The organism is Rhizobium album, assembly GCF_003122325.1.
GTDB lineage: Bacteria > Pseudomonadota > Alphaproteobacteria > Rhizobiales > Rhizobiaceae > Metarhizobium > Metarhizobium album.
Genome location: NZ_QFBC01000007.1, coordinates 189,989 through 207,403, shown reverse-complemented (window position 1 = coordinate 207,403; position 17,415 = coordinate 189,989). Strand labels below are relative to the sequence as shown.

At 63.2% G+C, this 17,415-nt stretch carries 19 protein-coding genes; 8 read left to right on the top strand and 11 right to left on the bottom strand.

What is annotated here, in order from left to right; all coding sequences use genetic code 11:
• The first annotated feature begins 18 nt into the window (after window positions 1-18).
• The 6 genes from tesB to DEM27_RS17215 all read left to right on the top strand — a co-directional run bounded on the left by tesB (window position 19) and on the right by DEM27_RS17215 (window position 7,475).
• The gene (gene tesB / locus DEM27_RS17240) at window positions 19-903 is read left to right on the top strand and encodes an acyl-CoA thioesterase II (protein WP_109459481.1); all 885 of its coding nucleotides are present in this window, start codon (window positions 19-21) and stop codon (window positions 901-903) included.
• Between the two features lie 219 nt (window positions 904-1,122).
• Entirely contained in the window at window positions 1,123-1,473 is a 351-nt protein-coding gene (locus DEM27_RS17235; protein WP_165823466.1) for a P-II family nitrogen regulator, read from the top strand.
• A gap of 26 nt (window positions 1,474-1,499) precedes the next feature.
• Window positions 1,500-2,864 carry an ammonium transporter gene (locus tag DEM27_RS17230; RefSeq protein ID WP_109459480.1) on the top strand — a complete coding sequence of 455 codons (1,365 nt, stop codon included), beginning with the start codon at window positions 1,500-1,502 and terminating at the stop codon, window positions 2,862-2,864.
• A 261-nt stretch (window positions 2,865-3,125) separates the two neighbouring features.
• Window positions 3,126-5,780, top strand: coding sequence for an FtsK/SpoIIIE family DNA translocase (locus tag DEM27_RS17225; RefSeq protein WP_109459479.1), 2,655 nt, complete (start codon window positions 3,126-3,128; stop codon window positions 5,778-5,780).
• Between the two features lie 83 nt (window positions 5,781-5,863).
• The gene (locus DEM27_RS17220) at window positions 5,864-6,559 is read left to right on the top strand and encodes an outer membrane lipoprotein carrier protein LolA (RefSeq protein ID WP_245445897.1); all 696 of its coding nucleotides are present in this window, start codon (window positions 5,864-5,866) and stop codon (window positions 6,557-6,559) included.
• A 112-nt stretch (window positions 6,560-6,671) separates the two neighbouring features.
• Complete coding sequence (locus DEM27_RS17215; RefSeq protein ID WP_109459478.1) at window positions 6,672-7,475, top strand: exodeoxyribonuclease III; 804 nt, start codon at window positions 6,672-6,674, stop codon at window positions 7,473-7,475.
• Between the two features lie 25 nt (window positions 7,476-7,500).
• Here the strand turns inward: DEM27_RS17215 and DEM27_RS17210 are convergent, their stop codons facing one another.
• Entirely contained in the window at window positions 7,501-7,956 is a 456-nt protein-coding gene (locus DEM27_RS17210; RefSeq protein ID WP_109459477.1) for a cyclic nucleotide-binding domain-containing protein, read from the bottom strand.
• Window positions 7,957-7,973: 17 nt separating this feature from the next.
• The gene (locus DEM27_RS17205; RefSeq protein ID WP_109459476.1) at window positions 7,974-8,657 is read right to left on the bottom strand and encodes a response regulator transcription factor; all 684 of its coding nucleotides are present in this window, start codon (window positions 8,655-8,657) and stop codon (window positions 7,974-7,976) included.
• Between the two features lie 148 nt (window positions 8,658-8,805).
• Between DEM27_RS17205 and DEM27_RS17200 the strand changes: the two genes are divergently transcribed.
• Both DEM27_RS17200 and DEM27_RS17195 read left to right on the top strand, forming a co-directional pair.
• Entirely contained in the window at window positions 8,806-9,351 is a 546-nt protein-coding gene (locus tag DEM27_RS17200) for a L,D-transpeptidase family protein (protein WP_109459475.1), read from the top strand.
• Between the two features lie 119 nt (window positions 9,352-9,470).
• Window positions 9,471-10,301 carry an aldo/keto reductase gene (locus DEM27_RS17195; protein ID WP_109459474.1) on the top strand — a complete coding sequence of 277 codons (831 nt, stop codon included), beginning with the start codon at window positions 9,471-9,473 and terminating at the stop codon, window positions 10,299-10,301.
• A gap of 212 nt (window positions 10,302-10,513) precedes the next feature.
• On the opposite strand, the gene DEM27_RS17190 is transcribed toward DEM27_RS17195, so the two are convergent.
• From DEM27_RS17190 to DEM27_RS17145, 9 genes are all read right to left on the bottom strand, one after another.
• On the bottom strand, window positions 10,514-11,035 hold the full coding sequence (locus tag DEM27_RS17190) for a SixA phosphatase family protein (RefSeq protein WP_109459473.1): 522 nt from the start codon (window positions 11,033-11,035) through the stop codon (window positions 10,514-10,516).
• A 16-nt stretch (window positions 11,036-11,051) separates the two neighbouring features.
• Entirely contained in the window at window positions 11,052-12,461 is a 1,410-nt protein-coding gene (leuC, locus tag DEM27_RS17185) for a 3-isopropylmalate dehydratase large subunit (protein ID WP_109459472.1), read from the bottom strand.
• Between the two features lie 283 nt (window positions 12,462-12,744).
• Window positions 12,745-13,563 (bottom strand): amino acid ABC transporter permease, encoded by an 819-nt coding sequence (locus tag DEM27_RS17175; protein ID WP_109459470.1) that lies wholly within the window; start codon window positions 13,561-13,563, stop codon window positions 12,745-12,747.
• A gap of 37 nt (window positions 13,564-13,600) precedes the next feature.
• Entirely contained in the window at window positions 13,601-14,398 is a 798-nt protein-coding gene (locus DEM27_RS17170) for a basic amino acid ABC transporter substrate-binding protein (protein WP_109459469.1), read from the bottom strand.
• 204 nt (window positions 14,399-14,602) lie between these two features.
• The gene (gene rplS / locus DEM27_RS17165) at window positions 14,603-15,130 is read right to left on the bottom strand and encodes a 50S ribosomal protein L19 (RefSeq protein ID WP_109459468.1); all 528 of its coding nucleotides are present in this window, start codon (window positions 15,128-15,130) and stop codon (window positions 14,603-14,605) included.
• Between the two features lie 172 nt (window positions 15,131-15,302).
• Complete coding sequence (gene trmD / locus DEM27_RS17160; RefSeq protein WP_109459467.1) at window positions 15,303-16,019, bottom strand: tRNA (guanosine(37)-N1)-methyltransferase TrmD; 717 nt, start codon at window positions 16,017-16,019, stop codon at window positions 15,303-15,305.
• Window positions 16,016-16,564, bottom strand: coding sequence for a ribosome maturation factor RimM (gene rimM / locus DEM27_RS17155; RefSeq protein ID WP_109459466.1), 549 nt, complete (start codon window positions 16,562-16,564; stop codon window positions 16,016-16,018). The genes trmD and rimM overlap by 4 nt, the downstream gene beginning before the upstream one ends.
• Before the next feature lie 120 nt (window positions 16,565-16,684).
• Window positions 16,685-17,044 carry a 30S ribosomal protein S16 gene (gene rpsP / locus DEM27_RS17150; protein WP_109459465.1) on the bottom strand — a complete coding sequence of 120 codons (360 nt, stop codon included), beginning with the start codon at window positions 17,042-17,044 and terminating at the stop codon, window positions 16,685-16,687.
• Window positions 17,045-17,079: 35 nt separating this feature from the next.
• Complete coding sequence (locus DEM27_RS17145; RefSeq protein ID WP_109459464.1) at window positions 17,080-17,397, bottom strand: chorismate mutase; 318 nt, start codon at window positions 17,395-17,397, stop codon at window positions 17,080-17,082.
• Between the last annotated feature and the right edge of the window lie 18 nt (window positions 17,398-17,415).

Sequence of the window (17,415 nt, the reverse complement as noted above, 5' to 3'; positions counted from 1 at the left end):
CGCCGGAGTTTGTTCAAAATGTCGCGACCCGAAAACTCCCTTTCCCCGATGGAGCAGCTTCTCGACCTCCTCGATCTCGAAAAGATCGAGGAGAACCTCTATCGCGGCCAGAGCCCGCAGACCGACTGGCAGCGGGTGTTCGGCGGCCAGGTCATCGCCCAGGCGCTGATGGCGGCGCAGCGCTGCGTCGATGCGGACCGGTTCGTGCATTCGCTGCACGCCTATTTCATGCGACCCGGCGATCCCTCGGTGCCGATCCTCTACCAGGTCGAGCGCATGCGTGACGGCGCCAGCTTCACCACGCGGCGCACGGTGGCGATCCAGCACGGCAAGCCGATCTTTTCCATGTCGGCCTCCTTCCAGCTGGAAGAGCCGGGATTTGATCATCAGATCGGCATTCCTGCGGTGCCGCAGCCGGAAGAACTGCTGGACGAGGAGCGCGTCACGAGCGAGTTTTTGGCGCATGCTTCGGAGCCGATCCGCCGTTACTGGACGCGCCGGCGGGCCATCGAGATCCGCCCGACCGCCCTCACCCATTACGTTTCGGCGGAAAAGCTGCCGCCGCGCCAGGATGTCTGGGTGCGCACCACCGGCCCGGTGCCGGCCGACCGAAGGCTGCAGGCGGCGATCCTCGCCTACCTCTCCGACATGACGCTGCTCGATACCTCGCTTTATGCCCACGGCACGTCGATCTTCGACCAGACGCTGCAGGTCGCCAGCCTCGACCATGCCATGTGGTTCCACCGTCCCTTTCCGCTCGACGACTGGCTGCTCTACACTCAGGACAGCCCGAGCGCATCAGGCGCCCGCGGCATGACGCGCGGCAGCCTGTTTTCCCGCTCCGGCCTGCTGGTGGCCTCGGTGGCGCAGGAAGGTTTGATTCGGAAAAAGGCAAATGAATAAAAATTACTCATTTTATTGATGTTGCATAAATTTTGCGCATTCAAAAGCCGGCCAGTTGCCCGTTTCTTGGCTGTTGAAATTATAGCTTTTACTTTTCAATAACTTAAACCCGTCCAGCGAATCTGGCACGCGCCTTGAATGGTGTGGGCCAGTCGCTGCTTGATTGTTCTTGCCAGCGGCAAGGAGAGTCGGCTCAGCGCCGAGGTAAAAATCAAGAGGATGGGATACCAAATGAAAATTGTGATGGCCATCATCAAGCCGTTCAAGCTGGATGAGGTGCGTGAAGCCCTCACGGCGATCGGCATCCAGGGCCTGACCGTCACCGAAGTCAAAGGCTACGGGCGGCAGAAGGGGCACACGGAAATCTATCGCGGCACGGAATATGCCGTCAGCTTCCTGCCGAAACTGAAGATCGAGATCGCCGTGGCTTCCGAACTCGCCGAAAAGGCCGTCGAGGCGATCGCCGCTGCCGCCAAGACCGGCCAGATCGGTGACGGCAAGATCTTTGTCTACGCGATTGACCATGCCGTGCGCATCCGTACCGGCGAAACCGATTCCGAAGCGCTGTAATCCGGCTGATCAGGGAGTTTTTTCAGATGTCTTTTTCCAAGCTTTCCCCGCTGTCGAGCCGCATGGCAGCCGCCAGCGCGCTGCTCCTGGCGCCGGTCGTCGCCTTCGGGCAGGAGACCGCGCCGGCTGCGACTGAAGCCGTCGCCGCTGTCGCACCGGTTCCGGACAAGGCCGATACCGCCTTCATGTATCTGGCGACCATTCTCGTCCTGTTCATGCTTATTCCCGGTCTGGCGCTGTTCTATGGCGGCCTCGTGCGCGCCAAGAACATGCTGTCGGTGCTGATGCAGTGCACGGTCATCGGCGCGACGATGATGATCGTCTGGGTGGTCTACGGCTACTCCTTCGCCTTCGGCGGTTCGACCAGCGCCTATTTCGGCGGCTTCAGCAAACTCTTCCTGTCGGGCGTGACCGGTAACAGCACCTCCGCCACCTTCACCGACGGCGTCGTGATTTACGAATACACGTTCATCGCCTTCCAGATGACCTTCGCCGCGATCACCCCGGCGCTGATGATCGGCGCCTTCGCGGAGCGCATCAAGTTCTCGGCCGCCGTGCTGTTTACCATCCTCTGGGCAACGTTCGTCTATTTCCCGATCGCCCACATGGTCTGGGACGGCAGCGGCCTGATCTTCAACATGGGCGCACTCGACTTCGCCGGCGGCACGGTCGTTCACATCAATGCCGGCGTTGCCGGCCTGGTCGGCGCGATCATGGTCGGCAAGCGCACCGGCTTCGGCAAGGACATGATGGCCCCGCACTCCATGACGCTGACGCTGGTCGGCGCCGCGATGCTGTGGTTCGGCTGGTTCGGTTTCAACGCCGGCTCCAACCTCGAAGCGAGCGGCGGCGCGGTTCTCGCCACCATCAATACCTTCCTGGCGACGGCCGGCGCCATCGTGGCGTGGGCACTCGTCGAAACCTTCGCTCGCGGCAAGGCCTCGATGCTGGGCGCCGCCTCGGGCATGATTGCCGGTCTCGTCGCCGTCACGCCGGCTGCCGGCTCCATCGGTCCGATCGGCTCGATCGTTCTCGGCCTGATCGCGTCGCCGGTCTGCTACTTCTTCGTCTCCACGGTCAAGAACAAGTTCGGTTACGACGATACGGCTGACGTCTTTGGCGTCCACGGCATCGGCGGCATCATCGGCGCCGTCGGCACCGGCATCCTGACGGCTCCGGCGCTTGGCGGAACCGGCGCGGCGGATTTCTCCATCGCCTCGCAGACCTGGACCCAGATCGTCGCCGTCGTCATCACCATCGTCTGGTGCGCCGTCGTGTCCGCGATCCTCTACAAGATCGTCGACGTCATCGTCGGCCTGCGCGTGCCGGTGGAAGCCGAGCGCGAAGGTCTCGACCTCGCCTCGCATGGTGAAGCTGCCTACCACAATTAAGAAAGTTTGCGGCGCCGGGGGACAGCAGGCGCCGCTGAACATCCCGTCGCGGCCTATGCAAATAGACCGCTTTTGGCCCGGACCCCTCAAGGTTCAGGCTTTTTTTGTCGCCGCGGATTTATCTGCCGTTAACCGCCTTCAACGGCTGGATGGTTAATGCGACTTTAACCGTCATCTGCCTAGGCTGTGCTGGAATAATGCGAGTCCGGTCCCTGTGGCCGTCGATTCGCGCCACCGAAAGAGCATGGACGGACCGCAGATATGGGCAGAAGCACTTCGGCAGCGATGGATGGGCGCCATCGCTTCACGCTCACGACATTCGTATGGCGGCAGGCACTGGCGCTCGCCGGCCTCGGGCTTTTCCTCTGCCTGGCGCTTGCGGTTGCGGCGCTGGCGACCTGGAATGTTTCCGACCCGAGCTTTTCCTACGCCACCAGCAATGCGCCGACGAATATCCTTGGCCATAGCGGCGCTGCCTTCGCCGATCTGATGATGCAGTTCCTCGGCCTGTCGAGCGTCATCTCGCTGCTGCCGGTGCTGGCCTGGTCGCTGGCGATGGTCAGCGGCCGCACCATCAACCGCATTCCCGCCCGTATTGCCGCCTGGCTGTGCGGCGCCATCGTCTGCTCCGCCGTGGTCGGCTGCTTTCCGGCACCGCTCACCTGGCCGATCCCCAACGGCATCGGCGGCGTCATCGGCGACATGATCCTGCGCTTTCCGGCATTGTTCGTCGGCGCCTATCCCACCGGCACCTTCGCGACCGTCCTCGGCATCGTTTTCGCCATCCCGACCGCCTGGCTTATGCTTTTCGCCTCCGGCCTCGTCGGCCGCGAAGTGCCGGAGCGTTACGAAGAAGACGTGCCGGCGACCCCCAGCAAGGCGCGCAGCATTCGCGACGAGGAAGAGGAAGACGAATATTATCCCGGCTTCGTGGCGTTGCGCGGGGCGCTGACCCATATGCGCTACACGGCGCAGGCGCGCTTCCGGCGGCTTTTCGGTTTTGTCGGGCGGCGTGACAGCCATTACGAGGAACCCTACGATTTCAACGAGGACGAATTCGGCACGCTCAACGAACCGGTGCGCGCCAAGACGCCGCCGTTGCGTGGCGGTGAGCGCCTTGAGCCGACGATGGAGCCGTCCGCCCGCCGTTCCGTCGCCGCGCCGCCGATCGCCCATGACGACGAGAATTTTTACGACGAAGATGACGACGCCTTCGATGCGCCACGTCCGGCCGGCATCCTGCCCGACGACGAGGACGACGACAGCTGGGCCGCACCGCAGGCGCGCAGCCCCGCCGCCGGCCAGGGCCGGCAGGGCCGCGTCTCGGTGCCGCTGCAAAGGCCGAAGCCGACGGCATTTGCCGACAGCCGGCCGCGCAATGCCGCTCCGGGCGCTTTCGAGTTGCCGCCCGTGAACCTGCTCGCCGAGCCGAAAAGCGTCGTGCGCGATTCGACGCTGAGTTCGGAGGCGCTGGAGCAGAATGCCCGCATGCTCGAAGGCGTGCTGGAGGATTTCGGCGTCAAGGGCGAGATCATCCATGTCCGTCCCGGTCCGGTGGTGACGCTCTACGAACTGGAGCCGGCGCCGGGCATCAAGTCGTCGCGCGTCATCGGCCTGGCCGACGACATCGCCCGCTCGATGAGCGCCATCGCCGCCCGTGTCGCCGTGGTTCCCGGCCGCAACGCCATCGGCATCGAGCTGCCGAACCAGACGCGCGAAATGGTCTACCTGCGCGAACTGATCGCCAACCGCGATTTCGGCGGCACCAAGGCCAAGCTCGCCATGGCGCTCGGCAAGACGATCGGCGGCGAACCCGTCGTCGCCGACCTCGCCAAGATGCCGCACCTGCTGGTCGCCGGTACCACGGGTTCGGGCAAGTCGGTCGCGATCAACACCATGATCCTGTCCTTGCTCTACCGCATGACCCCGGAGCAGTGCCGCCTGATCATGATCGATCCGAAGATGCTCGAACTGTCCGTCTACGACGGCATTCCGCATCTTCTCTCTCCCGTCGTCACCGATCCGAAGAAGGCCGTCGTGGCGCTGAAATGGACGGTGCGCGAGATGGAGGAGCGCTACAAGAAGATGTCGAAGATCGGCGTGCGCAACATCGACGGCTTCAACAGCCGCGTCGAGCAGGCGCTTGCCAAGGGCGAGGCGATCAGCCGCACGGTGCAGATCGGCTTCGACCGGGAAACCGGCGAAGCGCTCTACGAGACGGAAGAATTCGACCTGCAGCCGATGCCGTACATCGTCGTGATCATCGACGAAATGGCCGACCTGATGATGGTTGCCGGCAAGGACATCGAAGGCGCGGTGCAGCGCCTTGCCCAGATGGCGCGTGCCGCCGGCATCCACGTCATCATGGCGACGCAGCGGCCCTCCGTCGACGTCATCACCGGCACGATCAAGGCCAACTTTCCGACACGCATCTCCTTCCAGGTGACGTCGAAGATCGACAGCCGCACGATCCTCGGAGAGCAGGGCGCCGAACAGCTGCTCGGCATGGGCGACATGCTCTACATGGCCGGTGGCGGCCGCATCCAGCGCGTCCACGGCCCCTTTGTCTCCGACGTCGAGGTCGAGGAGATCGTCGCCTACTTGAAAACCCAAGGGTCTCCCCAATATCTCGATGCGATTACCGAAGATGACGGCGAAGACGGCAGCAGCAGCGGCGGCCCGACCGGCACGGCGAACCTTTCGGATTCGGACGATCCGTACGACCAGGCGGTGGCGGTCGTGCTGCAGGATGGCAAGGTCTCGACCTCCTACATCCAGCGGCGCCTCGGTATCGGCTACAACCGGGCGGCCTCGCTGATCGAGCGCATGGAGAAGGAAGGCCTGATCGGTCCCGCCAACCATGCCGGCAAGCGCGAGATCCTGGTGCCGACCGCGGCAGATATCATCGAACGCTGATCCGCTGGGACGGCCGTTCGCCCTGTGACGAAAGCCCGCGCGGCGTCATGAAGGCGCCGCGTTTGGTCGTCATGGAAGCGCGTATGAAGGAGATTGAAATGACAGACACTGTATCGGACAAGCGCGGCAACAACGGTTCGTTCGACGGCATGACACGGCGGCGGATCGTCGGTGCCGGACTGCTCGCGGCGGCGGTCGCGGCCGGCCTCGCCCCCGCGCCGGCCTTCGCCCAGGCGGCGGCATCGGCCAGTGCCGCCCAGCAGATCGCCGACCATTTTTCGTCGGTCAAGACCATGCAGGGCGAGTTCGTGCAGTTCGGCCCGCGCGGCGAGCAGACCGGCGGCAAGTTTTTCATCGAGCGTCCCGGCAAGCTGCGCTTCAACTATGATGCGCCTTCGCCGATGCGGGTGATTTCCGACGGCCGCAACGTCGTCATCGGCAACAGCAAGCTGAACACCTGGGATATCTATCCGCTTTCGAAGACACCGCTCAGCCTGCTGCTCAGCGAGCGCATCGACCTTTCGGCCAAGATGGTGCGCAACGTCAAGGAAGAACCGGACCTGATCACCATCGTGCTCGGCGACCGGACGATCTTTGGCGATTCCACCATCACGATGATGTTCGATCCGAAGAGTTTCGAGCTGCGCCAATGGACGATCACCGATGCCCAGGCCAAGGACACCTCGGTGATGATCTTCAATGTGAAGACCGGCGTAAAATTCGATGCGAGCGTCTTTGCCGTGCCCTACGATGCGATCCAGAAGAAGGACAATCGTTAAACGGCTCTTTACCGGCATTGCGAAAAGGGCTGTCATGTCGGTGACGGCCTTTTTTGCTGTTTTGCGGCCGGAAAATTGCTAAACCGCCCCGATCAGAGCAGAGAGGGCGTCCATGGCATTTTCGATCACCACCTGGAACATCAATTCCGTGCGGCTGCGCATGCCGATCGTCGAGCAGTTCGTCCTGAAGCACCGGCCCGATATCCTCTGCCTGCAGGAAACCAAGGTCCCCAACGACCTGTTTCCGGCTGCGCCGCTCCGGGCGATGGGTTACGATCACATCGTCATCCACGGACAGAAGGGCTATCACGGCGTGGCGATTGCCTCGCGCCTGCCGCTGGTGGAAGATCACCGCCAGGATTATTGCGGCGTCGGTGACGCCCGCCACATATCGGCGATCTTCGAGCGTGGCGGCCGGCGCATCCGCCTGCACAATTTTTATGTTCCCGCCGGCGGCGACGAGCCCGACCGCACCATCAACCCGAAATTCGGCCACAAGCTCGATTTCGTCGAGGAGATGAAGCGGCTGAAGGCGGCGGGCGAAGCCAATACTTCGGCGATCCTCGTCGGCGACCTCAATATTGCGCCCTTGGAAAACGACGTCTGGTCGCACAAGCAGCTTTTGAAGATCGTCAGCCACACGCCGGTCGAAACCGAGGGTCTGCTCGAGGTGATGAAGCGCGGCGGCTGGCTCGACCTGATGCGCCACAAGGTGCCGGATACCGAAAAGCTCTATACATGGTGGAGCTACCGCGCCAAGGACTGGGAAGCCGCCGATCGCGGCCGGCGGCTCGACCACATCTGGTCGTCGCCCGATCTCGGCCCGCACCTGCAGCGCGTCGATATCTTCAAGGAAGCCCGCGGCTGGGAACGGCCGTCCGACCACGTGCCGGTGACGGCGCATTTCGATCTTTGAAGAAAGAGTTGGGCCTTGGGAAGGCTCAGGCGAAAAAGCGCTCCAGCGCGGCGATGTCGTCGATCATGCCGGCGATGTTGTCGCGCAGTCGCGCCTCGGCCCGTACGGCGACGACGGGATATTCCTCCATCAGCCGCTGGAAGAGGGCGCGGGTGATGCGCAGCACCTCGGCGTCGCCTTGGGCCACCGCGGTGTATTTCCGTTCCACCAGCGTCATCAGCGCCAGTTCGGAAAGCAGCATGCCGGGGCCGACGGTCTCTTTCAGCACCGGCTTGCCGTCGCGGCCGTTCGCCATCAGTTCGATCCGGCCTTCCGCGACGATATAGGCGCATTCGGCCGGCGCCTTCTCGCGGAACAGCGTCTGCCCGGCGGAGAGATGCCGGCGCTCGGCGCCGAAGGCCACCAGCCGCATCTGGTCGTCGTTCATGCCGGCAAACAGCGGCACCGTCGACAAGATGCGGATATCGTCCTGAAGGCCCATGCGTTCGAAGTCCCCGTTTAAGGTATGATCTTGTAGCCGCCGTTTTCGGTGACCAGGATTTCGGCGTTGGACGGATCGCGCTCGATCTTCTGGCGCAGGCGGTAGACATGCGTTTCGAGCGTGTGTGTCGTGACGCCGGAATTGTAGCCCCAGACCTCTTCGAGCAGCACGTCGCGGGTCACCACCTTCTGATCGGCGCGGTAGAGATAGCGGATGATCGCCGCTTCCTTCTCGGTCAGGCGGATCTTCTGGCCGTCTTCCGTCGTCAGCAGTTTCTGGCTCGGCTTGAAGAGATAGGGGCCGACGGTGAAGGTGGCGTCCTCGCTCTGCTCGTGCTGGCGCAACTGGGCGCGGATGCGCGCCAGCAGAACGGCGAAACGGAAGGGTTTCGTCACATAGTCGTTGGCGCCGGCTTCCAGGCCCAGAATGGTGTCGGAATCGGTGTCGTGGCCGGTCAGCATGATGATCGGCGGTTTGAAGCCGCCCTTGCGCAGCAGTTTCACCGCCTCGCGACCGTCCATGTCGGGCAGTCCGACATCCATGATCAGCAGGTCGACCGTGCTGCTGCGGGCCGTTTGCATGCCCCTGGTGGCACTCGGTTCCTGGAGGATGGAGAATTCCTCGTAGAGCGACAATTGTTCGACGAGCGTCTCGCGCAGGTCGTCGTCGTCGTCAACGAGAAGAATCGTCCGGGCTGTCATGCGTTGGCTGCCTTTCGTTTTGCCTCTTCACTCCTACGCCAAATTGTTGTTTTGGCAAGACTGTGGCGGAGCGGAGCCTGTGTTGTCCTGATCAAAGTGCTATGATTTCAAACCATATCACGCGCAAAGCAAATACTTGTGAGATCGCATGCGAAAGACAAGCCCGTCCGCCCGTTCCCGACCGATCATCTGCGTTCGCCAGAAACCGGGCAGCCGCCAACAGGCCATCGTTTCGGTCGGCGGGCTGACGCTTAAGGCCGCGATCGGCCGTTCGGGGCGGACGGCCTTCAAGCGCGAGGGCGACGGGGCGACGCCGATTGCGGCGATGAAGCTGCTTTCCGGCTTCTGGCGGCCGGACCGGGTGCGCGGCCTTTCCACCGCCCTGCCGATGCGGCCGATCCGCAAAGACATGCTCTGGTGCGACGCTTCCGGCCACCCGGCCTATAACCGGCCGGTCAAGGCGCCGTTCAAGCAGAGCCATGAAGAGCTGGCACGCCAGGACGATCTCTACGACATCTGCATCGTCCTCGACTGGAACATCCGCTCGCGGCGGCGCGCTCGCGGCTCGGCGATCTTTTTCCACCTCAGCAGGCCGGGCTACGAGCCGACCGCCGGCTGCGTCGCGCTGCAGCTTCGCGACATGCGCCGGCTGCTGCCTTTCCTGCGCAAGGGGTCGGTCCTGCAGGTTTTTTAATCGAAGGGGTGATAATTGCCGAGGGCGCGCCTATATGAACCGTCCGGCACCCGGTCGCACCTGGCGACCCCGGCCGGATATCTTCATTTCATCACGCTTCAATCTCCCGGAGGCACAGTGTGACCCACACTCCCATCATCACCTTCCATGACGGCCACTCCATCCCGCAGGTCGGCCTCGGTGTCTGGCAGACGCCCAACGACATCGCCGCGCCGACGGTGAAGGCGGCCATCGATGCCGGCTACCGTCATGTCGATACCGCTGCGATCTACGAAAACGAGGAGGGCGTCGGCGAAGGCATCCGCTCGTCCGGCATCGACCGCAAGGATCTCTTCCTGACCACCAAGCTCTGGAACGACGAACAGGGTTTCGATTCCACCCTGAAGGCGTTCGACAAGAGCCTGAAGCGGCTCGGCACCGACTATGTCGACCTCTACCTCATTCACTGGCCGGCGCCGAAGCGCGACCGCTACGTCGATACGTGGAAGGCATTCCTGCGGCTCAAGGAAGAGGGCCGCGCCCGCTCCATCGGCGTCTCCAATTTCTATCCGGAGCATATCGACCGGCTGGTGCAGGAAACCGGTGTGGTGCCTGTCATCAACCAGATCGAACTGCATCCGGATTTCCAGCAGAAGGCGGCGCAGGACGCGCACAAGAAGCTCAACATCGCCACCCAGTCGTGGAGCCCGCTCGGCCAGGGCAAGCTGCTCGACAATGCCACGATCGGCGCAATTGCCGCCAAACACGGCCGCACGCCGGCGCAGGTGATCATTCGCTGGCACATCGACAGCGGTTTCGTCGTTATCCCGAAGTCGATCACGCCGAGCCGTATCGTCGAGAATTTCCAGGTCTTCGATTTCAAGCTGGATGCCGATGACATCGCCGCCATCGCCGCGCTCGACAACGCCGGCGCCCGCATCGGGCCGGACCCGAAGACGGCGACGTTCTGATATCGAGGCCGCCGGTTCATGGCTCTGCTTCTCCTTCTCCCCGGCGGGGAGAAGGTGGCCCGAAGGGTCGGATGAGGGGGCGAGACACGAAAACTTTTCCCTTGTGGCGCCCCCTCATCCCCTGCCGGGGCCTTCTCTCCGCGGGGGAGAAAGGGCAAGCAAGACGTTTTCAGCCCACATGAAGCCGCGCTGAGTTTACCAACCTCTGCCAATCAGCCCAGCATCTTCGGCATCACGAACCGTTCCAGCGTTCCGCTGCCCGGCGCCAGCTTCGCCCAGCTTTTCACCTTGAAATCGATGACGGCCAGGCCGCAGGTGGGGAATTTCGTTTCCAGCCGCAGGCGATCGTCCGTTTGGCCCGCGCCGATCAGTAGCCGGGCAAGATCTTCCAGGCCGGGATTGTGGCCGAGGATCAGCACCGAGCGGCGATCCGCCTCCAGCGTCCTGATGACGGCAAGCACGGTTTCTGCAGAGGTCTCGTAGAGATCGTCGATATCGCGCCTGCCGGGCGCTTTTGGCCACGCTCGGCGCAGCAATGTCCAGCTTTCCTGCGTCCGGCGCGCCGGCGAAACGAGCGCCAGGTCAGCATTCAATCGTTCGCGGGCGAGGTAGGCGCCCATCACGGGCGCCGCCTTTTCGCCGCGCGGCGCCAGCGGCCGTTCCTTGTCCGCCACGCCTTCCGGCCAGGCGGACTTTGCATGCCGCAGGAGAAGAAGCCGCCGCCCATGGTTCATGTGCGGCGGCCCCGTATCAGTTCCACTCGCGGATATCGATGAAGTGGCCGGCGATCGCCGCCGCCGCGGCCATGGCCGGGGAGACGAGGTGCGTGCGGCCCTTGAAACCCTGGCGGCCTTCGAAGTTGCGGTTGGAGGTGGAGGCGCACCGCTCGCCCGGTTTCAGGCGGTCGTCGTTCATGGCCAGGCACATCGAGCAGCCCGGCTCGCGCCAGTCGAAACCGGCGGCCTTGAAGATCTTGTCGAGGCCTTCGGCTTCCGCCTGTTCCTTCACCAGGCCGGAGCCCGGGACGATCATGGCGGAAACGGTCGAGGCGACCGTCTTGCCGTCGACGACCTTGGCGACGGCGCGCAGGTCCTCGATGCGGCCGTTGGTGCAGGAGCCGATGAAGACGCGGTCGACGGCGATGTCGGTGATCTTGGTGCCCGGCTTCAGGCCCATGTAATCGAGGGCGCGCCACTTGGAGGCCCGCTTGTTCTCGTCCTGGATCTCGTCGGGGTTCGGAACGGCGCCCTGGACCGATATGACGTCTTCCGGCGAGGAACCCCAGGAGACGATCGGCGGCAGGTTGGCGGCGTCGAGCACGACGACGCGGTCGAAATGGGCGCCTTCGTCGGTGTGCAGCGTCTTCCAGTAGTCGAGCGCCATCTCCATGGCCTTGCCCTTCGGGGCGCGCGGCTTGTCCTTGACGTAATCGAAGGTCGTCTGGTCCGGCGCGATCAGGCCGGCGCGGGCGCCGCCTTCGATCGTCATGTTGCAGATCGTCATGCGGCCTTCCATCGACAGCGAACGGATCGCCTCGCCGGCGAATTCGATAACGTAGCCGGTGCCGCCGGCAGTGCCGATCTCGCCGATGATGGCGAGGATGATGTCCTTGGCGGTGACGCCCGGCGGCAGCTGGTTGTCGACGCGCACCAGCATGTTCTTCGCCTTCTTCTGGATCAGCGTCTGCGTCGCCAGAACGTGTTCGACTTCGGAGGTGCCGATGCCATGTGCCAGCGCGCCGAAGGCGCCGTGCGTCGAGGTATGGCTGTCACCGCAGACGATGGTCATGCCCGGCAGGGTAAAGCCCTGTTCCGGTCCGACGATGTGGACGATGCCCTGGCGGACGTCGTTTTCGGAGTAATATTCGACGCCGAAATCCGCGGCATTCCTGGCGAGCGCCTCGACTTGGATGCGGCTTTCCTCATTCTTGATGCCCAGCTTGCGGTCGGGCGAGGTCGGCACGTTGTGGTCGACGACGGCAAGCGTCTTTTCCGGATGGCGGACCTTGCGGCCGGCCATGCGCAGGCCTTCGAACGCCTGCGGGCTGGTCACTTCGTGAACCAGGTGGCGATCGATATAGAGAAGACAGGTGCCGTCTTCCTGCTGGTTGACGACGTGGTCGTCCCAGATCTTGTCATAAAGGGTGCGGGGTGCGCTCATGGCTCATATCCACTCGATATAGGGGTATAGGGATTTGGCAGTCGGCGACTGCCGGATGCTTGACGCTTCAGCGTTCAAGCAAGGCGGCTGTTGAGCGCCCCGGAAACGCGCGCAAAGAAACGGGCCGGCAGGCGCTTGTGATCCTGCAGCACGTAAACAAAAGGCGCGAGACATCCGAATTTCGATCCCATGGCCGCGCTTCTAGCAATTTTTCGGGCTTTCGGCAACGGATTTCCAGTGCCGGCGTCATCTGGCCGTCACAAGATCCGGCCCCGCCGTCGGTTCATCTCTCGGTCTTTCGCCGCATCCTCTTTTCGAACGACCGCAGCATCAGCGACAGGCCGATCGTCAGGATGAGATAGATGTAGGCGACGATGGAATAGGTCTCGAAAAAGCGGAAGGAACCGGAGGCGTAGACCTTGCCCATCTGGGTGATGTCGGCGACGCCGAGCACGGACACGAGCGACGAATCCTTCACCATGGCGACGAAATCGTTGGAGAGCGGCGGGAAGATCACCCGGATCGCCTGCGGAAAGACGACAAGGCGGAAGCGCTGGACACGCGACAGGCCGAGCGCCTTCGACGCCTCGATCTGGCCCTTGTCCACCGACTGGATGCCGGCGCGGAAGATCTCGGCGATGAAAGCGGAATAGCCGATCGTCAGGGCCATGATCGCTCGCCACATCAGCGAGAAGTCGCGCACCAGCAGCGGTTCGGCAAGCCCGGCGCGGGTGAGCGGCGTGATCAGCCAGTTATAGGCGGCAACAAAGCCTGGGGCGCCGACGAAGGCGATGTAGAAGAGCAGCACCAGCATCGGTATGCCGCGGATCACCTCGATGTAGAAGCGGGAGATCTGGCGCAGCGCATTGCTGTCGGAAAGGCCGAGAAGCGCGATGCCGAGGCCGAGCAGGGTGGCAAGGCAGAAGGCGACGAGCGTGACGAAGATCGTCACGCCGATGCCGTTTGCCACGGTCAGGAACACCTGGGCGTAGATGCCGTTGAAAAAGATGACGGCGGCAAGCACCACCGCCGACACACAAAGGGCGACCAGCCACCAGGGATAGTCGCCCTTGCCGCCCCTGGGCAAAGTCTGGAAGCCCATCAGTGGTCAGTTTTCATCATGGCCGGCATGAGGGCGCTCATTCGCCCATCTTGTAGTCGAGGAACCACTTCTTGTTGAGGGCATCGATCGTGCCGTCGGCCTTCAGCGCCGCGATGGCGGCGTTGACCGGCGCCACGAGATCGGAGCCCTTCGGGAAGATGAAGCCGAAATCCTCGCTGCCGAGCGGGCCTCCGACGACCTTGAGGCCGCCATTGGAGGCATCGACATAGCCCTGAGCGGCGACGCTGTCGGTCAGGACGACGTCGACGTCGCCGGCCTTGAGGGCCTGCACCGTGGCGCCGAAGGTCTCGAACAGCTTGATGCGCGGGTTCTGCTCGTTGCCGTCAAGGATGTTGTAGACCGCGGTATAGAAGGGCGAGGTGCCCGGCTGGGCGCCGATCAGGCCGTCCTTGAACTCGCCGAAGCTCTTCGCATCCGTGAAGCGGCTTTCGTCGCCGCGCACCAGCATGAACTGCTCGGACCGCATGTAGGGATCGGAGAAATCCACCTTCTCCTTGCGTTCGTCCTTGATGGTGATGCCGGTCATGCCGATGTTGTACTGGTCGTCGGACACCGCCTGGATCATCGCGTCCCAGGAGGTGTTCTGGTACTCGACCTTGACGTTCAGGCGCTTGGCGATCTCGTTCATCGCGTCGTATTCCCAGCCCTTGGCCTCGCCGCTCTTCGGATCGACGAACTGCAGCGGCGGATAGGCATTTTCCGTCACCACCACCACGGTACGGCCGCCGAGATCCGGCAGGTCGGCTGCAGCGGCGGCAAACGGCATGAGGGCGAGGGCGGTCAGCCCGGCAAGGAACGAGCGTCTGGACGACATGGAATTCTCCCGATTTTGTGGCGTGCGGAAAGTGTCACAGTTTCAAAGCCGATGGCAAGACCAAGGCGATTGCCTTTACGGCAAAAATGACAAGCGTTGTCGCCGGATACCGGGCCTTCCCGGAAGATTTTTCCTTTCGCCAGCTACAGGCAACAAAAAAGGCGGCCCGAGGACCGCCTTTCGTATAGTCCCGGATGGGAAAACTTACTCGCCCTTTGCCTCGGCAGCAGCTGCTGCTTCCGCTGCAGCGGCGGCTTCGGCTGCTGCCTTTTCGGCGGCGAGAGCCTGGGCTGCTGCAACCTTCTCGGCTTCGATGCGGGCCTTTTCCTGGGCGGCTGCGGCGCGCTCGGCGTCGTTGAGCTTGCGGGCGCGAACGCCGGTGTCTTCAACGATACGGGCAGACTTGCCGCGACGGTCGCGCAGGTAATAGAGCTTGGCGCGACGGACCTTACCGCGGCGAACGACTTCGACGCTTTCGATCATCGGCGTGTAGATCGGGAAAACGCGCTCGACGCCTTCGCCGTAGGAGATCTTGCGAACCGTGAAGCTCTCGTTGATGCCGCCGCCCGAACGGGCGATGCAGACACCTTCGTAAGCCTGTACGCGGGTGCGGTTGCCTTCCTTGACGCGGACGTTGACACGAAGCGTGTCGCCTGGCGAGAATTCCGGAAGGGTGCGCTGTGCGGCGATCTTGGCGGCCTGTTCGGCTTCCAGCTGCTGAATGATGTTCATGGGTCTAACCTTTGCATTTTTCTGAAACAGCCAGAGCGCTCTCGATTGTCCTCCGGTCAAAACCTCGGGAGTAAGCCGGCGAAGGCTGGAGCGGATTCGCCATTCTTTGATTGGCGGTCGACGGACAAAGCCCGAATTCCGAGCGGGCGTATACAGGAAGATTCCCGATATGTCACCCCTGTGACGTCGATTTTGTCGCCATTTTCGCCAGGAGGTCCGGCCGGCGCTCGGCCGTCAGCTTCAGGGCCTCCGCCTTGCGCCACTTGTCGATGGCGCCGTGGTTGCCGGAGGTCAGCACGGCGGGGATTTCCCGGCCTTCGAAGACCTGCGGCCTTGTATAGTGCGGATGCTCCAGCAGCCCGTCTTCAAAACTTTCGTGCAGGCCGGACAGGTCGTTGCCCATGACGCCCGGCAGGATGCGGACGACGGCGTCGAGCACGATCAGCGCCGCCGGCTCGCCGCCGGAGAGGATGTAGTCGCCGATCGACACTTCCTCGAGGCTGCGCGCCTCGATCACTCGCTGATCGACGCCCTCGAAGCGGCCGCAGACGATCACCACGCCGTCGCCGGCGGCGAGTTCGCGCACGCGGGCCTGGGTCAGCGGTTTTCCGCGCGGGCTCATCAGCAGCCGGGGGCGGCCCTCGCCGACATGGTCGATGGCGCGGGCGAGCACGTCCGGTTTCAGCACCATGCCGGCGCCGCCGCCGGCCGGCGTATCGTCGACAGTGCGGTGGCGGTCGGTGGCAAAATCGCGGATCTGCACGGTATCGAGCGACCATTGTCCGCGCTCCATGGCGCGGCCGGACAGCGACGTGCCAAGATGGCCCGGAAACATTTCCGGATAGAGCGTCAGCACCGTCGCCCGGAACGACCTGCCATCGACGATCATTGATCGGAGCCGGGAAGATTGTCGGGGCTGTCGATCAGCCCGGCGGCCAAGGGGTCGATGAGGATCGTGCCGCCTTCGAGATCGATGTCGAGCACCGCCTTTTCCGAGAAGGGAATGAGCACCGGCCGGCGGCCCGGTCCTTTGAGTTCCAAGAGGTCGCCGGCGCCGAAATCGTAGATGGCGCTGACGGTGCCGTAACTCTTGCCGTCGCTGTCAACGGCTTCGAGGCCTTCGAGGTCGGCATAGAAGAATTCGTCGTCGTCGAGCTCGTCGTCAGGCAGGTTGTCGCGTTCGACGTAGAGTTCCAGGCCGTTGAGGGCTTCGGCGGCGTTGCGGTCGTTGACGCCGCGGAAGCGGACGATGACGACGTTCTTGCCCTCGCGGATATCGAGGACTTCAAAGGTCCGGCCGTCGAGGCTGTGCAGGTTGCCGTAATCGCCGAGCGCCATGGGATCGGCGCTGAAGGCCTTGACGCGCACTTCGCCGCGCAGCCCCTGCGCCGCGCCGACCGTCGCCATCAGGATGGGATTCTCTAACTTGCTCATGCGGCTGGATCCGGTTTTTTCCAAGCGTCGGGCTCTATTATGTCGAAGTTTGCAAAATTGGAAACGAAAACGGGCGGCATGAGTTCACGCCGCCCGCTTTCGATAATGATGGTAAGCCGATTATTCTGCGGCAGCAGCGGCGTCGGCGGCCTTCTGGGCCTTCTCGGCGGCGCGTTCCTGGGCCTTCTTGCCCGGCTTGCCCTTTTCCGGGTTGCTGCGCGCGTCGCGCTTGGCAATGCCGGCTTCGTTGAGGAAGCGCAGGACGCGGTCGGTCGGCTGGGCGCCCTGGTCGAGCCAGTGCTTGATGCGGTCGGCGTTCAGTTCGACGCGCTTTGCGTCTTCCTTGCCGAGCATCGGGTTCCAGGAACCGAGCTTTTCGAGGAAGCGGCCGTCACGCGGCGAACGGGCGTCGGCAACGACGACGGTGTAGTAAGGGCGCTTCTTGGAACCACCGCGGGCGAGGCGAATTTTCAGGGACATGTCATTACTCCTTGGGCTGTTTTGGACCGCTGTGTTCAGGCGGTGTGCTGGGTGCTGCCGTGTTCGGCAGCGATGGCTTCATGATGCCGGATCACTTCGGTGATGATGAAGTTCAGGAACTTTTCCGCAAAATCCGGGTCCAGGCTGGCATCCTTCGCCAGGCGGCGAAGGCGGCTGATCTGGTATTCTTCGCGCGCCGGGTCGGCCGGCGGCAGGTCATGCGTGGCTTTCAGTACGCCCACTGCCTTGGTGCAGCGGAAACGTTCGGCCAGCATATGCACGAGAGCGGCGTCGATATTGTCGATCGACTGGCGGTAGCCGCTCAGTTGTTCTTTGACGTCGGGATCGATCATTTTAAGGTTTTTCCTCCC

What these genes read in the sequence shown, in the direction of transcription:
- tesB (WP_109459481.1), top strand. Translation starts at nt 19, where the DNA reads ATGTCGCGACCCGAAAACTCCCTTTCCCCGATGGAGCAGCTTCTCGAC.
- DEM27_RS17235 (WP_165823466.1), top strand. Translation starts at nt 1,123, where the DNA reads ATGGGATACCAAATGAAAATTGTGATGGCCATCATCAAGCCGTTCAAG.
- DEM27_RS17230 (WP_109459480.1), top strand. Translation starts at nt 1,500, where the DNA reads ATGTCTTTTTCCAAGCTTTCCCCGCTGTCGAGCCGCATGGCAGCCGCC.
- DEM27_RS17225 (WP_109459479.1), top strand. Translation starts at nt 3,126, where the DNA reads ATGGGCAGAAGCACTTCGGCAGCGATGGATGGGCGCCATCGCTTCACG.
- DEM27_RS17220 (WP_245445897.1), top strand. Translation starts at nt 5,864, where the DNA reads ATGAAGGAGATTGAAATGACAGACACTGTATCGGACAAGCGCGGCAAC.
- DEM27_RS17215 (WP_109459478.1), top strand. Translation starts at nt 6,672, where the DNA reads ATGGCATTTTCGATCACCACCTGGAACATCAATTCCGTGCGGCTGCGC.
- DEM27_RS17210 (WP_109459477.1), bottom strand. Translation starts at nt 7,956, where the DNA reads ATGGGCCTTCAGGACGATATCCGCATCTTGTCGACGGTGCCGCTGTTT.
- DEM27_RS17205 (WP_109459476.1), bottom strand. Translation starts at nt 8,657, where the DNA reads ATGACAGCCCGGACGATTCTTCTCGTTGACGACGACGACGACCTGCGC.
- DEM27_RS17200 (WP_109459475.1), top strand. Translation starts at nt 8,806, where the DNA reads ATGCGAAAGACAAGCCCGTCCGCCCGTTCCCGACCGATCATCTGCGTT.
- DEM27_RS17190 (WP_109459473.1), bottom strand. Translation starts at nt 11,035, where the DNA reads ATGAACCATGGGCGGCGGCTTCTTCTCCTGCGGCATGCAAAGTCCGCC.
- leuC (WP_109459472.1), bottom strand. Translation starts at nt 12,461, where the DNA reads ATGAGCGCACCCCGCACCCTTTATGACAAGATCTGGGACGACCACGTC.
- DEM27_RS17175 (WP_109459470.1), bottom strand. Translation starts at nt 13,563, where the DNA reads ATGGGCTTCCAGACTTTGCCCAGGGGCGGCAAGGGCGACTATCCCTGG.
- DEM27_RS17170 (WP_109459469.1), bottom strand. Translation starts at nt 14,398, where the DNA reads ATGTCGTCCAGACGCTCGTTCCTTGCCGGGCTGACCGCCCTCGCCCTC.
- rplS (WP_109459468.1), bottom strand. Translation starts at nt 15,130, where the DNA reads ATGAACATCATTCAGCAGCTGGAAGCCGAACAGGCCGCCAAGATCGCC.
- trmD (WP_109459467.1), bottom strand. Translation starts at nt 16,019, where the DNA reads ATGATCGTCGATGGCAGGTCGTTCCGGGCGACGGTGCTGACGCTCTAT.
- rimM (WP_109459466.1), bottom strand. Translation starts at nt 16,564, where the DNA reads ATGAGCAAGTTAGAGAATCCCATCCTGATGGCGACGGTCGGCGCGGCG.
- rpsP (WP_109459465.1), bottom strand. Translation starts at nt 17,044, where the DNA reads ATGTCCCTGAAAATTCGCCTCGCCCGCGGTGGTTCCAAGAAGCGCCCT.
- DEM27_RS17145 (WP_109459464.1), bottom strand. Translation starts at nt 17,397, where the DNA reads ATGATCGATCCCGACGTCAAAGAACAACTGAGCGGCTACCGCCAGTCG.